Annotated in this window: 17 protein-coding genes; 8 read left to right on the top strand and 9 right to left on the bottom strand. The window is 68.2% G+C overall.

Annotated elements, in window-relative coordinates; genetic code table 11:
* Nucleotides 1-47: 47 nt before the first annotated feature.
* The 3 genes from nhaA to ACFVIV_RS35785 are packed head-to-tail and all read left to right on the top strand — an operon-like array spanning nucleotide 48 to nucleotide 2,807.
* Nucleotides 48-1,274, top strand: coding sequence for a Na+/H+ antiporter NhaA (nhaA, locus tag ACFVIV_RS35795; RefSeq protein WP_379204220.1), 1,227 nt, complete (start codon nucleotides 48-50; stop codon nucleotides 1,272-1,274).
* A 40-nt stretch (nucleotides 1,275-1,314) separates the two neighbouring features.
* Nucleotides 1,315-1,830 (top strand): phage holin family protein, encoded by a 516-nt coding sequence (locus ACFVIV_RS35790; protein WP_379204218.1) that lies wholly within the window; start codon nucleotides 1,315-1,317, stop codon nucleotides 1,828-1,830.
* A 23-nt stretch (nucleotides 1,831-1,853) separates the two neighbouring features.
* Nucleotides 1,854-2,807: an alpha/beta fold hydrolase gene (locus ACFVIV_RS35785; protein WP_379204216.1), complete on the top strand. Its 954-nt coding sequence runs from the start codon at nucleotides 1,854-1,856 to the stop codon at nucleotides 2,805-2,807.
* 6 nt (nucleotides 2,808-2,813) lie between these two features.
* Here ACFVIV_RS35785 and ACFVIV_RS35780 read toward each other — a convergent pair whose 3' ends face one another.
* From ACFVIV_RS35780 to nth, 4 genes are read right to left on the bottom strand one after another with little or no spacing between them, the layout of a single operon-like run.
* Nucleotides 2,814-4,007, bottom strand: coding sequence for a MarP family serine protease (locus ACFVIV_RS35780; RefSeq protein ID WP_379204214.1), 1,194 nt, complete (start codon nucleotides 4,005-4,007; stop codon nucleotides 2,814-2,816).
* Nucleotides 4,004-4,744, bottom strand: a complete 741-nt coding sequence (locus ACFVIV_RS35775) for an NUDIX hydrolase (protein ID WP_379204212.1) — start codon at nucleotides 4,742-4,744, stop codon at nucleotides 4,004-4,006. Before ACFVIV_RS35775 ends, ACFVIV_RS35780 begins: the two co-directional genes overlap by 4 nt.
* Complete coding sequence (locus ACFVIV_RS35770; RefSeq protein WP_379204210.1) at nucleotides 4,741-5,382, bottom strand: TlpA family protein disulfide reductase; 642 nt, start codon at nucleotides 5,380-5,382, stop codon at nucleotides 4,741-4,743. The genes ACFVIV_RS35775 and ACFVIV_RS35770 overlap by 4 nt, the downstream gene beginning before the upstream one ends.
* Entirely contained in the window at nucleotides 5,379-6,059 is a 681-nt protein-coding gene (gene nth / locus ACFVIV_RS35765) for an endonuclease III (RefSeq protein ID WP_379204289.1), read from the bottom strand. The genes ACFVIV_RS35770 and nth overlap by 4 nt, the downstream gene beginning before the upstream one ends.
* 244 nt (nucleotides 6,060-6,303) lie before the next feature.
* Here nth and ACFVIV_RS35760 point away from each other — a divergent pair, with 244 nt between their 5' ends.
* Together ACFVIV_RS35760 and ACFVIV_RS35755 are read left to right on the top strand one after the other, a co-directional pair.
* On the top strand, nucleotides 6,304-6,531 hold the full coding sequence (locus ACFVIV_RS35760) for a hypothetical protein (protein ID WP_084528359.1): 228 nt from the start codon (nucleotides 6,304-6,306) through the stop codon (nucleotides 6,529-6,531).
* Nucleotides 6,532-6,799: 268 nt separating this feature from the next.
* Nucleotides 6,800-7,474: a Crp/Fnr family transcriptional regulator gene (locus ACFVIV_RS35755; RefSeq protein WP_019044571.1), complete on the top strand. Its 675-nt coding sequence runs from the start codon at nucleotides 6,800-6,802 to the stop codon at nucleotides 7,472-7,474.
* Nucleotides 7,475-7,565: 91 nt separating this feature from the next.
* Here the strand turns inward: ACFVIV_RS35755 and ACFVIV_RS35750 are convergent, their stop codons facing one another.
* The 3 genes from ACFVIV_RS35750 to ACFVIV_RS35740 all read right to left on the bottom strand — a co-directional run bounded on the left by ACFVIV_RS35750 (nucleotide 7,566) and on the right by ACFVIV_RS35740 (nucleotide 9,165).
* On the bottom strand, nucleotides 7,566-8,372 hold the full coding sequence (locus tag ACFVIV_RS35750) for an MBL fold metallo-hydrolase (protein ID WP_379204207.1): 807 nt from the start codon (nucleotides 8,370-8,372) through the stop codon (nucleotides 7,566-7,568).
* Nucleotides 8,373-8,533: 161 nt separating this feature from the next.
* Complete coding sequence (locus tag ACFVIV_RS35745) at nucleotides 8,534-9,001, bottom strand: RidA family protein (RefSeq protein ID WP_379204205.1); 468 nt, start codon at nucleotides 8,999-9,001, stop codon at nucleotides 8,534-8,536.
* Nucleotides 9,001-9,165 carry a DUF4177 domain-containing protein gene (locus ACFVIV_RS35740; RefSeq protein ID WP_122190876.1) on the bottom strand — a complete coding sequence of 55 codons (165 nt, stop codon included), beginning with the start codon at nucleotides 9,163-9,165 and terminating at the stop codon, nucleotides 9,001-9,003. The genes ACFVIV_RS35745 and ACFVIV_RS35740 overlap by 1 nt, the downstream gene beginning before the upstream one ends.
* Nucleotides 9,166-9,305: 140 nt before the next feature.
* On the opposite strand from ACFVIV_RS35740, the gene ACFVIV_RS35735 reads away from it, so the two are divergent.
* Together ACFVIV_RS35735 and ACFVIV_RS35730 are read left to right on the top strand one after the other, a co-directional pair.
* Nucleotides 9,306-10,325, top strand: coding sequence for an ArsA-related P-loop ATPase (locus tag ACFVIV_RS35735; RefSeq protein ID WP_379204203.1), 1,020 nt, complete (start codon nucleotides 9,306-9,308; stop codon nucleotides 10,323-10,325).
* Between the two features lie 2 nt (nucleotides 10,326-10,327).
* Nucleotides 10,328-11,497, top strand: coding sequence for an ArsA family ATPase (locus ACFVIV_RS35730; RefSeq protein WP_379204201.1), 1,170 nt, complete (start codon nucleotides 10,328-10,330; stop codon nucleotides 11,495-11,497).
* Nucleotides 11,498-11,594: 97 nt separating this feature from the next.
* Here ACFVIV_RS35730 and ACFVIV_RS35725 read toward each other — a convergent pair whose 3' ends face one another.
* Nucleotides 11,595-11,918, bottom strand: coding sequence for a WhiB family transcriptional regulator (locus ACFVIV_RS35725; RefSeq protein WP_033089817.1), 324 nt, complete (start codon nucleotides 11,916-11,918; stop codon nucleotides 11,595-11,597).
* A 300-nt stretch (nucleotides 11,919-12,218) separates the two neighbouring features.
* On the opposite strand from ACFVIV_RS35725, the gene ACFVIV_RS35720 reads away from it, so the two are divergent.
* Nucleotides 12,219-14,576, top strand: a complete 2,358-nt coding sequence (locus ACFVIV_RS35720) for a penicillin-binding protein (protein WP_379204199.1) — start codon at nucleotides 12,219-12,221, stop codon at nucleotides 14,574-14,576.
* A gap of 49 nt (nucleotides 14,577-14,625) precedes the next feature.
* Here ACFVIV_RS35720 and ACFVIV_RS35715 read toward each other — a convergent pair whose 3' ends face one another.
* Entirely contained in the window at nucleotides 14,626-15,090 is a 465-nt protein-coding gene (locus ACFVIV_RS35715; protein ID WP_379204197.1) for a GatB/YqeY domain-containing protein, read from the bottom strand.
* Between the last annotated feature and the right edge of the window lie 200 nt (nucleotides 15,091-15,290).

Below are 15,290 nucleotides of genomic sequence, written 5' to 3'. Positions count from 1 at the left end.
TTCGCACGCCGCTGGTCTTGTCGAACGTCCGGCTGAAAGGTGCACCCGTGTTCTCCCACGTTCGCTCCGAGCTCACTCGCTATCTGCGAACCGAAACCTTCGGTGGTGCACTGCTTCTCATCGCGGCCGCCGTCGCCGTGCTGTGGGTGAATTCGCCCTGGGGCGCGAGCTACACCACCATGATCGACACCCGGCTGGCGATTCCGGCGCTGCATCTGGACCTCACCCTGGCCGACTGGACCAAGGACGGCCTGCTCGCCATCTTCTTCTTCGTCGCGGGCCTGGAGCTCAAGCGCGAGCTGGTGGTCGGCGAGCTGGCCGACCGCAAACGCGCCGCCCTGCCGATCATCGCGGCCGTGGGCGGCGTGCTCATGCCGGCGCTGATCGCGATGGGCGTCGGCTGGGGCGTGGACGGCATGGACCGGGGCTGGGCCATTCCGGTCGCCACCGATATCGCCTTCGCGCTGGCCGTCCTGGCGCTCACCGGCTCCCGGATTCCGGCCAGTGCGCGCGTCTTCCTGCTGAGCCTGGCCGTGGTCGACGACCTGATGGCCATCATCCTGATCGCGGTGCTGTTCACCACCACCGTGGCCTTCCTGTGGCTGCTGGTCGCAGCGGCTGCCTTCGCGGCCTGGTCCTTCGCGCAGCACAAGCGGTGGAGCAGCCCCTTCATCTACGTGCCGCTGGCCCTGGTGGCCTGGTACGCCTTGCACGAGGCCGGAATTCACCCGACGCTGGCCGGCGTCATCCTCGGCTTGCTCACCCGCGTGCGGCCCGATCCGGACGAGGACGAGCACTGCGTGCCCGCCGCCAATCTCGAGCACTTCTTCCAGCCCATCTCCGCCGCGGTCTGCGTGCCGCTGTTCGCGCTGTTCGCCTCCGGCGTGCCGCTGGATTCGGAGGTGTTCTCGCAGCTGTTCACCAACCGCTTGTCGCTGGCGATCATCGTGGGCCTGCTGGTCGGCAAGACGCTGGGCATCTTCGGATTCAGTTGGCTCGCGGTGCGACTGGGTATTGCCGAAAAGCCCGGTGATCTCGGTTATCGGGACATGTTCGCCCTGTCGGTACTCGGTGCGATCGGCTTCACCGTTAGCCTCTTGGTGGCAGAACTCGCACTGGCGGACGTCGGCGACGGCTCCGCGGCGGAACTCGCAAAAGCGGCAGTGTTGCTGACGTCATTGGCGGCTTCCCTGGCCGGTTCGGCGCTACTGTTGCGTCGGGGCCGTGCCCACCAGGCACTACGTGACGAGCGGGCACTGCTAGAACAAGAGTGAGTTCACGGGCAGTACCGGGACATGGAGAAGGGTCGAGCAATTGAGCTTCACACAGGGCGGTAACGGACAGGACTTCGGCCGCACCCGCACCATCACCTCGATTCCGTTGTCCGATGTCGACGCCCATGGTTCGGCGACCATCGGTACCCTGGTGCGCGATGCGACCGAGCAGATGTCGACGCTGGTGCGCGCCGAGGTGGAACTCGCCAAGGCGGAGGTGACCGGCGAGATCCGCAAGGGCCTGCAGGGCAGCATCTTCTTCATCGCGGCGCTGACGGTCCTGCTGTTCAGCTCGTTCTTCTTTTTCTTCTTCCTCGCCGAGCTGCTGGACGTGTGGGTGTACCGCTGGCTGGCGTTCCTCATCGTCTTCCTGTCGATGATCGTGACCACGGCCGCGCTGGGCTTCTTCGGCTATCTCAAGGTGCGCAAGCTGCGCGCCCCGGAGAAGACCATCGAATCGCTGAAGGAGGCGAAGACCGTGCTGCCCAGCGGTTTCGGCGGCTCCGCCGACCACGGCGCGGACGTGTCGGTGGAACTCGGCAAGTCCCGGCGCTAGGTCCTCGACTACGCTTCACCGGCGTGTCGTCGAATTCGCTGCCGGATCCGTCCGCCGTCCGCTACGACGGACCGTGGACCCATCGGGACGTGCATGCCAACGGCATTCGCTTCCATGTGGTCGAGGCCGTGCCCTCCGGTCCGGTGTCCGCCGATCCGGACCGCCCATTGGTGGTGCTGCTGCACGGTTTCGGCGATTTCTGGTGGTCGTGGCGGCATCAGCTGACCGGGCTGGCCGAACGCGGCTATCGCACGGTGGCGGTGGATCTGCGCGGCTACGGCGACACCGATAAACCGCCGCGCGGCTACGACGGCTGGACCCTCGCCGGTGACGTCGCCGGCCTGATCCGCGCCCTCGGCCACACCGAGGCCACGCTCGTCGGCCATGCCGAAGGCGGCCTGGTGTGCTGGGCGACGGCGGTATTGCATCCGCGGGTGGTGCGCTCCATCGGGCTCATCTCCTCACCGCATCCGGTGGCCCTCAAACGCGCCGTGCTGCGCGATCGCAGGCAGCGCCGGGCCTGGCTGCCCAACTTCCTGCGCTATCAGCTGCCGCGCTATGCGGAGCATCTGCTCACCGCCGACGACGGCGCGGAGCTGGAGCGCCTGCTGCGCCGCCGCGCCGGCGAACGCTGGTCGGCCACCGCGGAATTCGCCGACACCGCGGCGCGCATGCGCACCGCCATCCGCATTCCGGGCGCCGCGCACTGCGCCCTGGAATATCAGCGCTGGGCCTTCCGCAGCCAGTGGCGTCCCGACGGCACGCGCTTCATGTCGACCATGCGCGAACCCGTGCGCATTCCGGTGCTGTCGCTCTACGGCGCCCACGACCACTACATCCAGTACTCGACCATCCGCCGCGGCGCGGATCTCGCGCCGCAGCGCCGGGTGGTCCCGATTCCCGGCGCCGGGCACTACGCCCATCAGGAGAGCCCGGAGGCGGTCACCGCCGAGCTCGCCAAACTGCTGGCCGGCTGAGCCCGGCTAACTCAGCACGCAGCTGCCGGTGCCGACCGGCGCCGAAGCGCCCGGCGCGGCATCGATTTCCGGGCGCACCTCATCGAGGGTCAGCACATAGCCGGTGTCCTCGTCGGTGACGGCGGCGCCGAAGACCACGCCCAGCACATTGCCGTCGGTGTCCACCAGCGGCCCGCCGGAGTTGCCCGCCCGCACCGAACCGCGCACGGTGTACACCTCGCGCTGCACATTGTCGTCGCGATAGATATTGGGCCCCTTGAGGTCCAGCGTCTCGCGCACGCGCGCCGCGCTCGCCGTATAGCGGCCGCCGCCCGGGTAGCCGAGCACGATGGCGCTCTCCCCCGACTGAGCGGGCTTGGCGGCCAGCGGAATCACGTCCGCGGTCAGCCCGGGCACCGCGAGCACCGCGACATCCTTGAACGGATCGAACAGCACCACGGTGGCCTCTAGGGAACCGCGCGGGGTGTCCACGCTCACGCTGTTGGTGCCCGCGACCACGTGCGCATTGGTCATGATGCGCTCCGGCGCGACCACGAAACCCGTGCCCTCCAGCTGCCGTTGGCAACTGGGCGCGATACCGCGGATGCGCAGCACGCTGCCCTGCAGCGACTGGGCGACCGGCAGTTGCAGCACGCTCGGATCCGGCGGCTCCACCGCGGCGATGGGCACCCGGCCGAACGGCCCGATGACATCCGGCAGGCCGGAGGTGTTGAGCAGATTGGAGAACTCATTGGGGACCTTGCGCAGCCAGTCCGGCGCCACATGGTCCACATTGATCAGCACCTGGGAGTTCTTGACCGCGGCCGCGATTCCCGGCTGCGAGGAGTTGGTCAGCGGCAGCGCCAGCAGCCAGGCGGTGGCCAGCACCGCGACCGCCTGCAGGCCCGCGCCGACCACGCTGTCCACGCTGCGGGTGAACGGATCGCGCATACCGCTGCGGGCCGCGCGGCCCAGCACCATGCCCGCGACCTCGCCGACGATCACCAGGGCCACGATCAGCAGCACGCCGACCAGCACCCGGGAGCGGCCCTCGCTCAGGTGGATGAGAATGTGCGGTGCGATGAGAATGCCCGCCACGGCACCGAGAACCACGCCTAGGAAGGCCAGCGCCGAGGCCACCGCGCCCTGCCGCCACCCGGAGGTGGCGGCCAGCAGCGCGAGGAGCACGATCGCGATATCGAGCCAGCCCGAGGCAGTCATAACGTCATCCCAACCGCGGCCAGTGAGGCCTGCAGATCACGCACATCGTGATGGTCCCATTCGTGTTCCCAGCCGGAGACGGCCAGCAGGCCGGCCAGCACGCCCGCGGTGAAGCCCCAGACCAGCATGCCCTCGACCGCGAAGGCCGGGCCCATGTAGCCGAGCGGATGCCGCACCACGAAACGGTTGGCCGGATCGATCAGATCCTTGATCGGCACCCGCACCACGCGGGCCGCCTCGGTCTCGCTCACCACCCCGACCTCGCCGGGCGTGCGCCAGTAGGCGACCACCGGCGTCACATCGAAGCGCGAGGGCGGCACGAAGATCTTGGGCAGCACCGCGAACGGCTCCACCCCGGCGCGGTCGAGCCCGGTCTCCTCCCAGGCTTCCCGCAGCGCGGTGTCGATGGGCCCGTCGTCGCCGGGCTCCACCCCGCCGCCCGGAAAGGCGACCTGGCCGCTGTGCTGGCGCAGGGTCGCGGCCCGCTGGGTCAGCAGCACGTCCGCGTCCGCGGGCAGCCCGCCCAGGGCCTCCGGATCGGCGTCCGGCGATCCGCCGAACAGCACCAGCACCGAGGCCTGCCGGGGCCGCGACGCCGCTGCGGCGATGCGGCGCATGGCCGTTCGCCGCAGCACCGGATTCACCCCGGTCGGATCGGCCGGATCGTGCTCGGCGATACCGCGCAGCCATTCCGGAATCGGGTGGGCCGGTACGAATTCCGCCGGTTCCGCGCTCACGCCCGCACTCCCAGCTCGGCGGCGACGGTGCCGGCGATATCGTCCACGCTGGTGAAGGCGCGCACCTCGACCTTGGCCACGGTGCCGTCCGCGCGCAGCAGCACCGAGATCGGCAGCACCGCGGGCGCGCCGACGGCCTTGCGTACCTGAGCATTCGGGTCCGCAACACCGGGTAGGTGAATGCCGAGACCGGTCAACCGAGACAGTCCTTTCGCGATACCCGGATCGCTGTGCACCGTGAGCACGGTGATCGCGTCTCCCGCCTGCTGCGAGAACTGTTGCAGCATAGGCAGTTCCTCCGCGCACGGCCCGCACCAGTACGCCCACAGATTGAGCAGGGCGGGTTTCCCGGCCAGGGCGGCGGCCAGGTCGACGGGGCGGCCGTCGGCCAGGCAGTCCAGGGTGAGCCCGCGCAGCGGGCTGTCGCCGACGGGCGCGCCGGTGGGTTGCGGGCAGGCGGCGAGCGCCGCCGCGGCGCGATCCGCGGCCGGGACGGCTTCGGCCGTGACGCCCGGATCGGTGCTGCCCGCCCGCTCGTCAGCGCCGCCGCCGAGCGCGCTGACCGCCACGATGGCCACGGCCACGGCGATCACCACACCCGCCAGCGCCCAGCGCCACCAGTTGTTCGCTGCCGTCACAGGCCCACCAGTTCGAGCAGATGCTCGGTCTCGGGCCCCTTGATCAGTTTCGCGGCGGTCACCGGATCGGTCGGCCCGGTCCCGAAGGACGGGCAGTCCTTGGCCAGCACGCAGGCGCCGCACGCGGGCTTGCGGGCATGGCAGACGCGGCGGCCGTGGAAGATCACCCGGTGCGAGAGCATGGTCCAGTCCTTGCGCTCGATGAGCTCGCCGACGATCTTCTCGACCTTCACCGGATCCTCTTCGTCGGTCCAGCCCCAGCGCCGCACCAGCCGGCCGAAATGGGTGTCGACGGTGATGCCGGGAACGCCGAAGGCATTGCCGAGAATGACATTGGCGGTCTTGCGCCCGATTCCCGGTAGCTCCACGAGTTGTTCGAGCTTGTGCGGCAGCACGCCGTCGTACTTCTCCACCAGCGCCTGCCCCAGTCCGATCAGCGAGCTGGTCTTGTTGCGATAGAAACCCGTCGGCCGGATGAATTCCTCCAGCTCGGCGCGGTTGGCCTCGGCGTAATCGCGGGCGCTGCGATAGCGCGCGAACAACGCGGGCGTGGTCATGTTGACCCGCACATCGGTGCACTGTGCGGAAAGAATTGTGGCGACCGCCAATTCGAGGGGGGTGGTGAAATCCAGCTCACAGTGCGCGTCCGGGAAGGCCTGCGCCAGCGTGCGGTCCATCCGGCGGGCGCGGCGCACCAATCCGAGCCTGGTCTCCTTGGCGCGCGACTTCGCCTTGGCTGCTTTGCCGCTGGTGGGCACGGCCACGCCGCCGGGTTCGGACCCGTTCGCGGCCACGGTGGATTTGTCGACACGCACGCGTCCACCTTACGGAACCAGCCGGTCCCGACAACCGGGCTGAGCACCTCCCGTGTTCCATCTGAGACCTTCGCCGTGTTTACTGCTGCCTATGCAAGGACTCGCTGTGGTGCTGTTTCCGATAGCGCTGATGCTGTTCGCATTGGTGATGGAACGGGTCGAGAACAAGCTTCGGAAGCTCCTCGAGCCGGACCCGGAGGTTCAGCAGTACCTCGATCGAGCCACGAATGCCGAGGTCAGTGACCTCACGAAACTGGGTCTGCCCGCCGCGGCCGCACGTCCGCGCCGCGCCCGGCCGGCCGCCAAGGGCATGGATGTCGCCCAGGCCAGTTGACTTTTCCGGGTCTGCTGAACACTCACCTGGTACAAACCAGGACAATGCTCTTTGGCACGGTTCCTGATCTTCCTTATGGTTGTCGGCGGCGTGTCGACATGCGTGTCGCGTAATCGGGCTATGCATGTCGAAAAACCAGCACAGCGTGCCGGAGAATGATCTCGCTGCGTGGTGTCTATCACTACCCGGCGGTATTGCAAAGTAGACTGCACTGTCGGCCGAATCGCTTCGGTCCAGGACAGAGCCATTTCCCATAAGGAGCACATTCGTGGACGAGGCCCTCGCCAGAGCAGGCATCTTCCAAGGCGTAGAGCCCACCGCGGTGGCGGCTCTCGCCAAACAACTTCAGCCTGTGGACTTTCCGCGCGGCCACGTCATCTTCAATGAAGGTGAGCCCGGTGACCGGCTGTACATCATCACCTCCGGCAAGGTGAAGATCGGCCGCCGTTCGCCCGACGGCCGTGAGAACCTGCTGACGATCATGGGTCCGTCGGACATGTTCGGCGAGCTGTCGATCTTCGATCCGGGTCCGCGCACCTCGACGGCCACCACCGTCACCGAGGTCCGCGCGGTCACCATGGACCGGGACGCCCTCAAGGCGTGGATCGATCAGCGCCCCGAGATCGCCGAGCAGCTGCTGCGGGTGCTCGCCCGCCGCCTGCGCCGCACCAACAACAACCTGGCCGACCTGATCTTCACCGATGTTCCGGGTCGTGTCGCCAAGGCGCTGCTGCAGCTGGCTCAGCGCTTCGGCACTCAGGAAGCGGGCGCGCTGCGCGTGACCCACGACCTGACCCAGGAGGAGATCGCCCAGCTGGTCGGCGCCTCCCGCGAGACCGTGAACAAGGCCCTGGCCGACTTCGCGCACCGCGGCTGGCTGCGACTGGAGGGCAAGAGCGTGCTGATCTCGGATTCCGAGCGGCTCGCACGGCGCGCGCGCTGACTCCGGGCTGACACAGACGCGAGAGACCGGGCCTCACGGGGAGTGATGGCCCGGTCTCGACGTGTTCTCAGGCCCCTGCGGGACGCGCGGCTCAGCCGTGTGAACGCAGATAGGCCAGCTGGGCTTTGACCGAGCTGTGGGCCGCGGGCCACAGCCGCTTGTCCACGTCGGCGTAGACCTTGGCGACGATCTGCAGCGCCTTGGCGTTCGGTCCCAGTTCCGCGAGGGCCGCGCGCACCTGGTTCAGCCGCTCCTCGCGATGCGCTAGGTAGTACCGCAGGACCGGATCGGCATCGGGATGGTCGGGCCCGTGCGCGGGCAGCAGCGCCCGGCCGGCGCCGAGTTCGACCAAGGTGTGCAGGGAGCCCAGATAGTCGGCCAGCGCATCGTCGCGGGACTCGAGCACCGTCGTCCCGCTGCCGAGCACGGTGTCCCCGGTGAGCAGGGCACGCTCGCCATCCGGACCGTCCACCAGGAAGCTCACCGAGTCCGCGGTGTGACCGGGTGTCGCGACGACGGTGATCCGCAGCCCGGCCGCCTCGATCGACTCGCCGTGGGTCAGCGGCTCATTCGAGCCGTGCAGATATTCCGGATCGTGCGAGCGCACCACCGTCCCCGCTTGGTCGATCAGGCGCGGGATTCCACCGGTGTGGTCGTGATGATGATGCGTGACGAGGGTCAGCGCGATGTTCCCGCCGGTCTCGCGCACGATCGCCTCGGTGTGCTTGCGATCCTTGGGCCCCGGATCGACCACCACGCAGTCCGGGCTCCCCGGTGCGCGCAGGATCCAGGTATTGGTTCCCTCCAACGTCATTCCGCTGGGATTGTCTGCGAGCAGCACCGACGCCGATGGCGTGACCGGCCGCAACTGCTCATAGGCGGGGTGGGTGAGGGTCATGCTGTCGTCCTCTGGGGTTTGGAGGCTTTGGCCCCCAACGTAATTCCCCCGGGCTTCGGGGCTCGCCCCGACGTAACTCCCGGGGGTCTGGGGGCTGGCCCCCAAGTTGATTCCCCGGGGGTTTGGGGGGCTTGCCCCCAAACCCTTCCGGTAGGAACGCGCTAGCGCACTTCGGCGATGAGTTCGACCTCGACGGCGACGTTCTTCGGCAGTTCCGAGACGCCCACGGCGGAGCGGGCGTGCACACCGGCGTCACCGAAGACCTCGCCCAGGAGGTTGGAGGCGCCGTTGATCACGACCGGCTGATCGTTGTATCCCGGTGCGGAGGCGACGAATCCGACGACCTTCACAATCCGCACCACATTGTCCAGCCCGACCAGGGCGTGCACGGCGGCCAGCGCATTGAGGGCGCACACCTGCGCGGCTTCCTGCGCCCGCTCGGTGGTCACCTCGGCCCCGACCTTGCCGGTGAACGGCAACTCGCCGTTCACGACCGGGATCTGGCCGGAGGTGTAGACGAGATTGCCGGTGCGCACGGCGGGGATGTAGGAGGCCACCGGGGCCGCGACGGCCGGCAGTTCGAGTCCGAGCTTCTCCAGGTTCGCGGCCCAGTTCGTTGCGGCGGCCATCAGTTCTTGGCTCGCTTCAGGTACGCGACATGCTGTTCGCCGGTCGGGCCGGGCAGCACCGTCACGAGCTCCCAGCCGTCGGCGCCCCACTGATCCAGGATCGCCTTGGTCGCGTGCGTCAGCAGCGGCACCGTCGCGTATTCCCACACGGTCACATCACTCATGCTGTGACATTCTGCCCTGCGCTTCGCACATGCGAATGAGCGGCCGCAAGTACGAGTGGTGTATCAGACAGTCGCGTTTCGGTGCTGGGCAGGAATCAGGAACGAGTTATAGGCTCGCGAGCGTGGGAGTACCGATAGCAGTGCCCGTTTCGGTTGAGCCGGGGGTCGAAGCAGGTTGGCCGGAGCGGGCGGACAAGGCCCGCCTGCATTACGTTTCCGGGAAGGGGGGCACCGGAAAGTCCACGGTCGCGGCCGCATTGGCGCTGGCCCTGGCGGCCGGTGGCCGGAAGGTGCTGCTGGTCGAGGTCGAGGGCAGGCAGTCCATTGCCCAGCTGTTCGATCTGCCGCCGCTGCCGCCCACCGAAACCAAGATCGCCACCGCGGACGGCGGCGGCGAGGTCATCGCGCTGGCCCTGGATGTCGAGCACGCTTTCCTGGAATACCTCGACATGTTCTACAACCTGGGCTTCGCCGGGCGGGCCATGCGGCGGGTGGGGGCCATCGAGTTCGTGACCACCATCGCGCCCGGTCTGCGGGACGTCATTCTCACCGGCAAGATCAAGGAATGCGCGGTGCGCGTCGACAAGTCGGGTAAACCCGTCTACGACGAAATCGTCATCGACGCACCGCCCACCGGCCGCATCGCCAGCTTCCTGGACGTCACCCAGGCCATGGCCGAGATCGCCGGGGGCGGCCCGATCGCCGCGCAGGCCGACGGCGTGTCCAAGCTGCTGCACTCGCCGCAGACCATGATCCACCTGGTGACGCTGCTGGAGGCGCTGCCGGTGCAGGAGACCGCGGACGCCATTGCCGAGCTCACCGCCAACGACCTGGGTATCGGCACGGTCATCGTGAACCGGGCCGGCGAGGGCTATCTGCCGAAGTCGCTGCGCGCCAAGGCCGCCGAGGGCGATCTGGACACCGACGCGCTGCGCGCGGGCCTGGCCGAGGCCGGAATCAGCTTGTCCGACGCGGACTTCCAGGGCCTGGTCGCCGAGACCGTCGAGCATTCCACCCGGCTGCAGGCGCAGGACGAGAGCGCCGAGGAGCTGGCCCGGGTCGACATCTCCCGGCTGTACCTGCCGTCGCTGGCCGACGGCATGGATCTGGGCGGGCTCTACGAGCTGGCCGAAGTATTGAGCGCACAGGGGGTCCGCTGACCATGATCGTCCCGGCTAGCACTGTCCCGCTGGACATCTCGCGGATCGTCGCCGATCCGTCCGCGCGCATCGTGGTGTGCTGCGGCTCCGGCGGCGTCGGCAAGACCACCACCGCCGCCGCCATCGCGCTGCGGGCCGCCGAAATGGGCCGCAAGGTCGTGGTTCTCACCATCGACCCGGCCCGCCGGCTGGCCCAGTCCCTGGGCGTCAGCGATCTCGGGAATGTGCCGCAGCGGGTGGAACTCGGGCCCGAGGCCAAGGGCGAGCTGTTCGCCATGATGCTGAACATGCGCCGCACCTTCGACGAGATGGTGCTCGAGCACACCAGCCCGGACAAGGCGGAGCAGATCTTCGCCAATCCGATCTATCAGACCGTCGCGTCCTCCTTCGGTGGCACCCAGGAGTACATGGCGATGGAGAAGCTGGGCCAGCTGGCATCCAAGCGCGAGTGGGACCTGATCGTGGTCGACACGCCTCCGTCGCGCAATGCGCTGGACTTCCTGGACGCGCCCAAGCGCCTGGGGAACTTCCTGAACGGCAAGATGATCCGGGTCATCATGGCTCCGGGCCGGGGCGTCGGGAAGTTCGTGGCCGGGGCCATGAGCCTGGCGCTGCGCGGCGTCTCCACCATTGTGGGCGGGCAGCTGCTCAAGGACGCCTCGGTGTTCCTGCAGTCGCTGGAATCCATGTTCGGCGGCTTCCAGGATCGCGCCGACCGCACCTACGCCATGCTGTCGCGGCCGGGCACCCATTTCATCGTGGTGGCGGCGGCCGAACCGGACGCGCTGCGCGAGGCGTCGTTCTTCGTCGACCGGCTCTCGCACGACAAGATGCCGCTCGCGGGTCTGGTGCTCAACCGCACCCATCCGGTGCTGTTGAACTCGCTGTCCGCCGAGCAGGCTCAGGTCGCGGCCGATCGTCTAGCCCCGGAGACAGCGGTCGACGGCGAATCCGAGACACCGGCCGCGCTGGCGGCGGCCGTGCTGCGCATTCACGCGCACCGGGCGGCGACCGCCAAGCGCGAAACGCATCTGCTGCACCGGTTCACGGGCGCGCATCCCAGCGTGCCGATCGCCGCGGTCACCGCGCTGCCCTTCGAGGTCGCGGACCTGGAAGCGCTGCGCGCGGTGGGCGATCAGCTGGCCGAGGCGGGCGCGGCGCGATCCGCGTGACACGCGGCGGATCTGCGCGATTTGCCCGATCTGTCCCCAGAAACGGACCGAGCCCGCGAAAGCGGGCTCGGTCCGTTCTGCTTATGGGGATACTTGGTTACATCGCTACTTTCTGTGACCGCTGGACCCGGAAGAAGTCGGCCCAGGATGTCACCTCCGGATGTTGCTTGAGCAGCGCGCGGCGCTGCCGCTCGGTCATGCCGCCCCACACACCGAACTCGACTCGGTTGTCCAGGGCGTCAGCCCCGCACTCCATCAGCACCGGGCAGTGCCGGCAGATGGTCGCCGCCTTGCGCTGTGCTGCGCCACGCACGAACAGCTGGTCGGGATCCACTTCCTTGCATCGGGCCTGGGAAACCCAGGCGATTCTCGCTTCGGCCTGCTCCACGTCCAATCGAGCGATCGGGGTAGTCATGTGCATTTGGTGTGCCCCTTTGCAGTCCGAACACCGGGTCACGGCGCTCCAGAATCGCGAGTACAGCGCGCAGCTACCCAACCCCACTGCGTCCTGTACCACATTCCACTTTGAGTGTTAGCTCTATCACACTGGGTTCTCAATCTAGGTAAGAGTGTGCGGCTTGCGCAAGACCGTCCCGAGATTTTCTGGTACGTCCGTCCATGCATTCGTCACCTAAAACCGGGCAGTCGGCACCTTTGAGACGAACTGACACCAGAGCCACGCGGGCGCCGACTGCCCGGAAGGCCAATTAGGCTAGGGAACGTGCCGATCACACGAACGCTCGCGAGACTGGCCGGCAGCTGCGTCCTGGCCGCCGTTCTCCTCGCCGGGCTGCTGTTCCCACTCGCCGGCGGCTTCGGCTATATGTCGAACCGCGCCGCCGACGCCGTCGACAATGTCTCCGCCGAACTGGTGGAGGGCACGGTCCCGGCGGTATCGACCATGGTCGATGTGAACGGCACGCCGTTCGCCTGGCTGTACGAGCAGCGCCGCTTCGAGGTCCCCAGCGAGAAGATCTCCAACGATATGAAGCTGGCCATCGTCTCCGTCGAGGACCGGCGCTTCGCCGAGCACGGCGGCGTCGACTGGCAGGGCACCTTCCGCGCCTTCCTCACCAACACCACCGGTGGCGAAGTGCAGCAGGGCGGTTCGACCATCGACCAGCAGTACGTGAAGAACTACCTGCTGCTGGTGGTCGCCAAGACCGACGCCGAACGCCGCGCCGCCATCGAGACCACGCCCGCCCGCAAGATCCGCGAGATCCGGATGGCGCTCACGCTGGAGAAGGAACTCACCAAGGACGAGATCCTCACCCGGTATCTGAACCTGGTGCCCTTCGGCAACTCCTCCTACGGCATCCAGGACGCCGCACAGACCTATTTCGGCATCGACGCCAAGGATCTGAACATCGTGCAGTCGGCCATGCTGGCCGGCATGGTGCAGTCCAGCTCCAAGCTGAACCCCTACACCAACCCGCAGGGCGTGCTGGAGCGGCGGAACACGGTGCTGGACACGCTCATCCAGAACATCCCCAGCCGGGCCGAGGAATTCCGCAAGGCCAAGGCCGAACCGCTCGGCGTGCTGCCGGAACCCAAGGGGCTGCCGCGCGGCTGCATCGCCGCCCAGGACCGCGGGTTCTTCTGTGATTACGCCATGCAGTACCTGGCCAATGCCGGTATCAGCCGCGATCAGCTCGACAAGGGCGGGTACCTGATTCGCACCACCCTCGATCCGGCGGTGCAGGACGCGGTGAAGGCCTCGGTCGTGCAGAACGCCGACCCGAATCTGCCGGATATCGCCCAGGTCATGAATATCGTGGCCCCGGGCCAGGATTCGCATCCGGTGCTGGCCATGGCCTCCAGCCGCACCTACGGGCTCAACGGCGACGCCAACGAAACCGTGCAGCCGCAGCCGTATTCGATGGTCGGCGACGGCGCCGGGTCGGTGTTCAAGATCTTCACCACGGCCGCGGCCATGGAGAAGGGGCTCGGCATCAGCGCGCAGCTGGACGTGCCCGGCTCCTTCGCCGCCAAGGGCATGGGCAACTCGGGGACGCCCGGTTGCCCCGCCGAGACCTACTGCGTCAAGAACGCCGGCGCCTACAAGTCGCCCATGTCGGTGACCGAGGCGCTCGCGACCTCGCCGAACACCGCGTTCGTCAAGCTGATCCAGTCGGTGGGCGTCACCCCGACCGTGGATATGGCGGTGCGCCTGGGCATGCGGTCCTACACCCAGCCCGGCACCTCCGGACACGGCAATCAGAGCCTGGCCGACATGATCAAGGACCAGAACCTGGGTTCGTTCACCCTGGGCCCGGTCGCGATCAACCCCTTGGAGCTGTCGAATGTGGCGGCCACCATCGCCTCCGGCGGCAAGTGGTGCCCGCCCACCCCGATCCGGGAGGTCGTGGACCGCAACGGCAAGACGGTTCCGCTCACCCAGCAGGCCTGTGAGCAGGTCGTGGAGCCCGGGCTGGCCAATACCCTCGCCAATGCCCTCGGCAAGGACGACGTGAGCGGCACCGCGGCCGGCGCCGCCCGCGCGGTGGGCTGGAACGCGCCGCTGTCCGCCAAGACGGGAACCACCGAGAGCCACCGCTCCTCGGCCTTCCTGGCGTTCACCAACTCCTTCGCGGGCGCGGCCTACATCTACGGCGACAGCCCGACCCCGGGCGAGATCTGCTCGTTCCCGCTGCGGAACTGCGGCAGCGGCAACCTGTTCGGCGGTAACGAACCGGCGCGCACCTGGCTGGGCGCCATGAAGAACGTGCTGGATCGCTTCCCGCCCGCGGGCCTGCCGCCGCTGGACGACAAGTACGTGCGAGGCGCGAACAACTCACAGATCCCCGACGTCATCGGCATGACGCAAGCCGAGGCCACCTCCACGCTCATCGGCGCCGGCTTCCAGGTCTCGATCGCCTCCGCCCCCGGCGCGGCCAAGGGAACCGTCCTCAGCATCTCCCCCGACGGCTCGGCCATCCCCGGCTCGGTGATCACGGTCTACGTCAGCGACGGCACCCAGATCCCGCCGCCGCAACCCGCCGCCCCGGTGCCGACCCTCCCCGGCCTGCCCGGAATCCAGCTCCCGCCCATCCCCATCCCCATCCCGATCCCCAGATAGCGACAGAGGCCCCTCATCCAGCGGATGAGGGGCCTCTTCGCGTTCTGGTTCAGAGCCGCGCCTTCACCGCGGCGGAGATGCGCGAGCCGTCCGCACGCCCGGCCGCCAGAGCGGTGGCGATCTTCATGACCTGCCCCATCTGCTTCATGCCCGGGCGCTCACCGATCTGCTCGGCGACATCCGCGATAGCGGTGTCGGCGATATCGGCGACCTCGGCCTCGGTCAGCGGGGTCGGCAGGTACTCCTCGATGACGGCCTCTTCCGCGCGCTCATTGGCGGCGAGTTCGCCGCGCCCGGCCTGCTCGTACACCACGGCGGCCTCGTTGCGCTTCTTGGCTTCTTTGGAGAGCACGGCGATCACATCGGCGTCGGTGAGCTCACGCGCCTGGGCTCCGGCGACCTCGGCGTTCTGGATCGCGGCCAGCAGCATGCGCAGCGTGCCGAGGCGCAGCGCGTCCTTTGCCTTCATCGCAGCGGTCATGTCCGCACGCAGCTTCTCTTTGAGTTCCGACATGAGGGTCACGCTACCGCTGAACCCCCGGTAGTTCGCACGTCTTTTTCGAGGGTGTTGGGCGCAAGGCCCGCTCCATCCCCGGGGGTGTGGGGGGCGCGCCCCCCCCGCCACACCCCCGGGGGTGGGGGGGGGATCCCCCCCGAGAGCCCCCCCCGAGCGATATGGGTGGGCCCCCCCAAATAAAAAGGTGTTTACGCCCC

This window comes from Nocardia sp. NPDC127526 (assembly GCF_042672265.1).
In the GTDB taxonomy this organism is placed as follows: Bacteria; Actinomycetota; Actinomycetes; order Mycobacteriales; family Mycobacteriaceae; genus Nocardia.
This window is presented reverse-complemented; position numbering and strand designations above follow the sequence as displayed.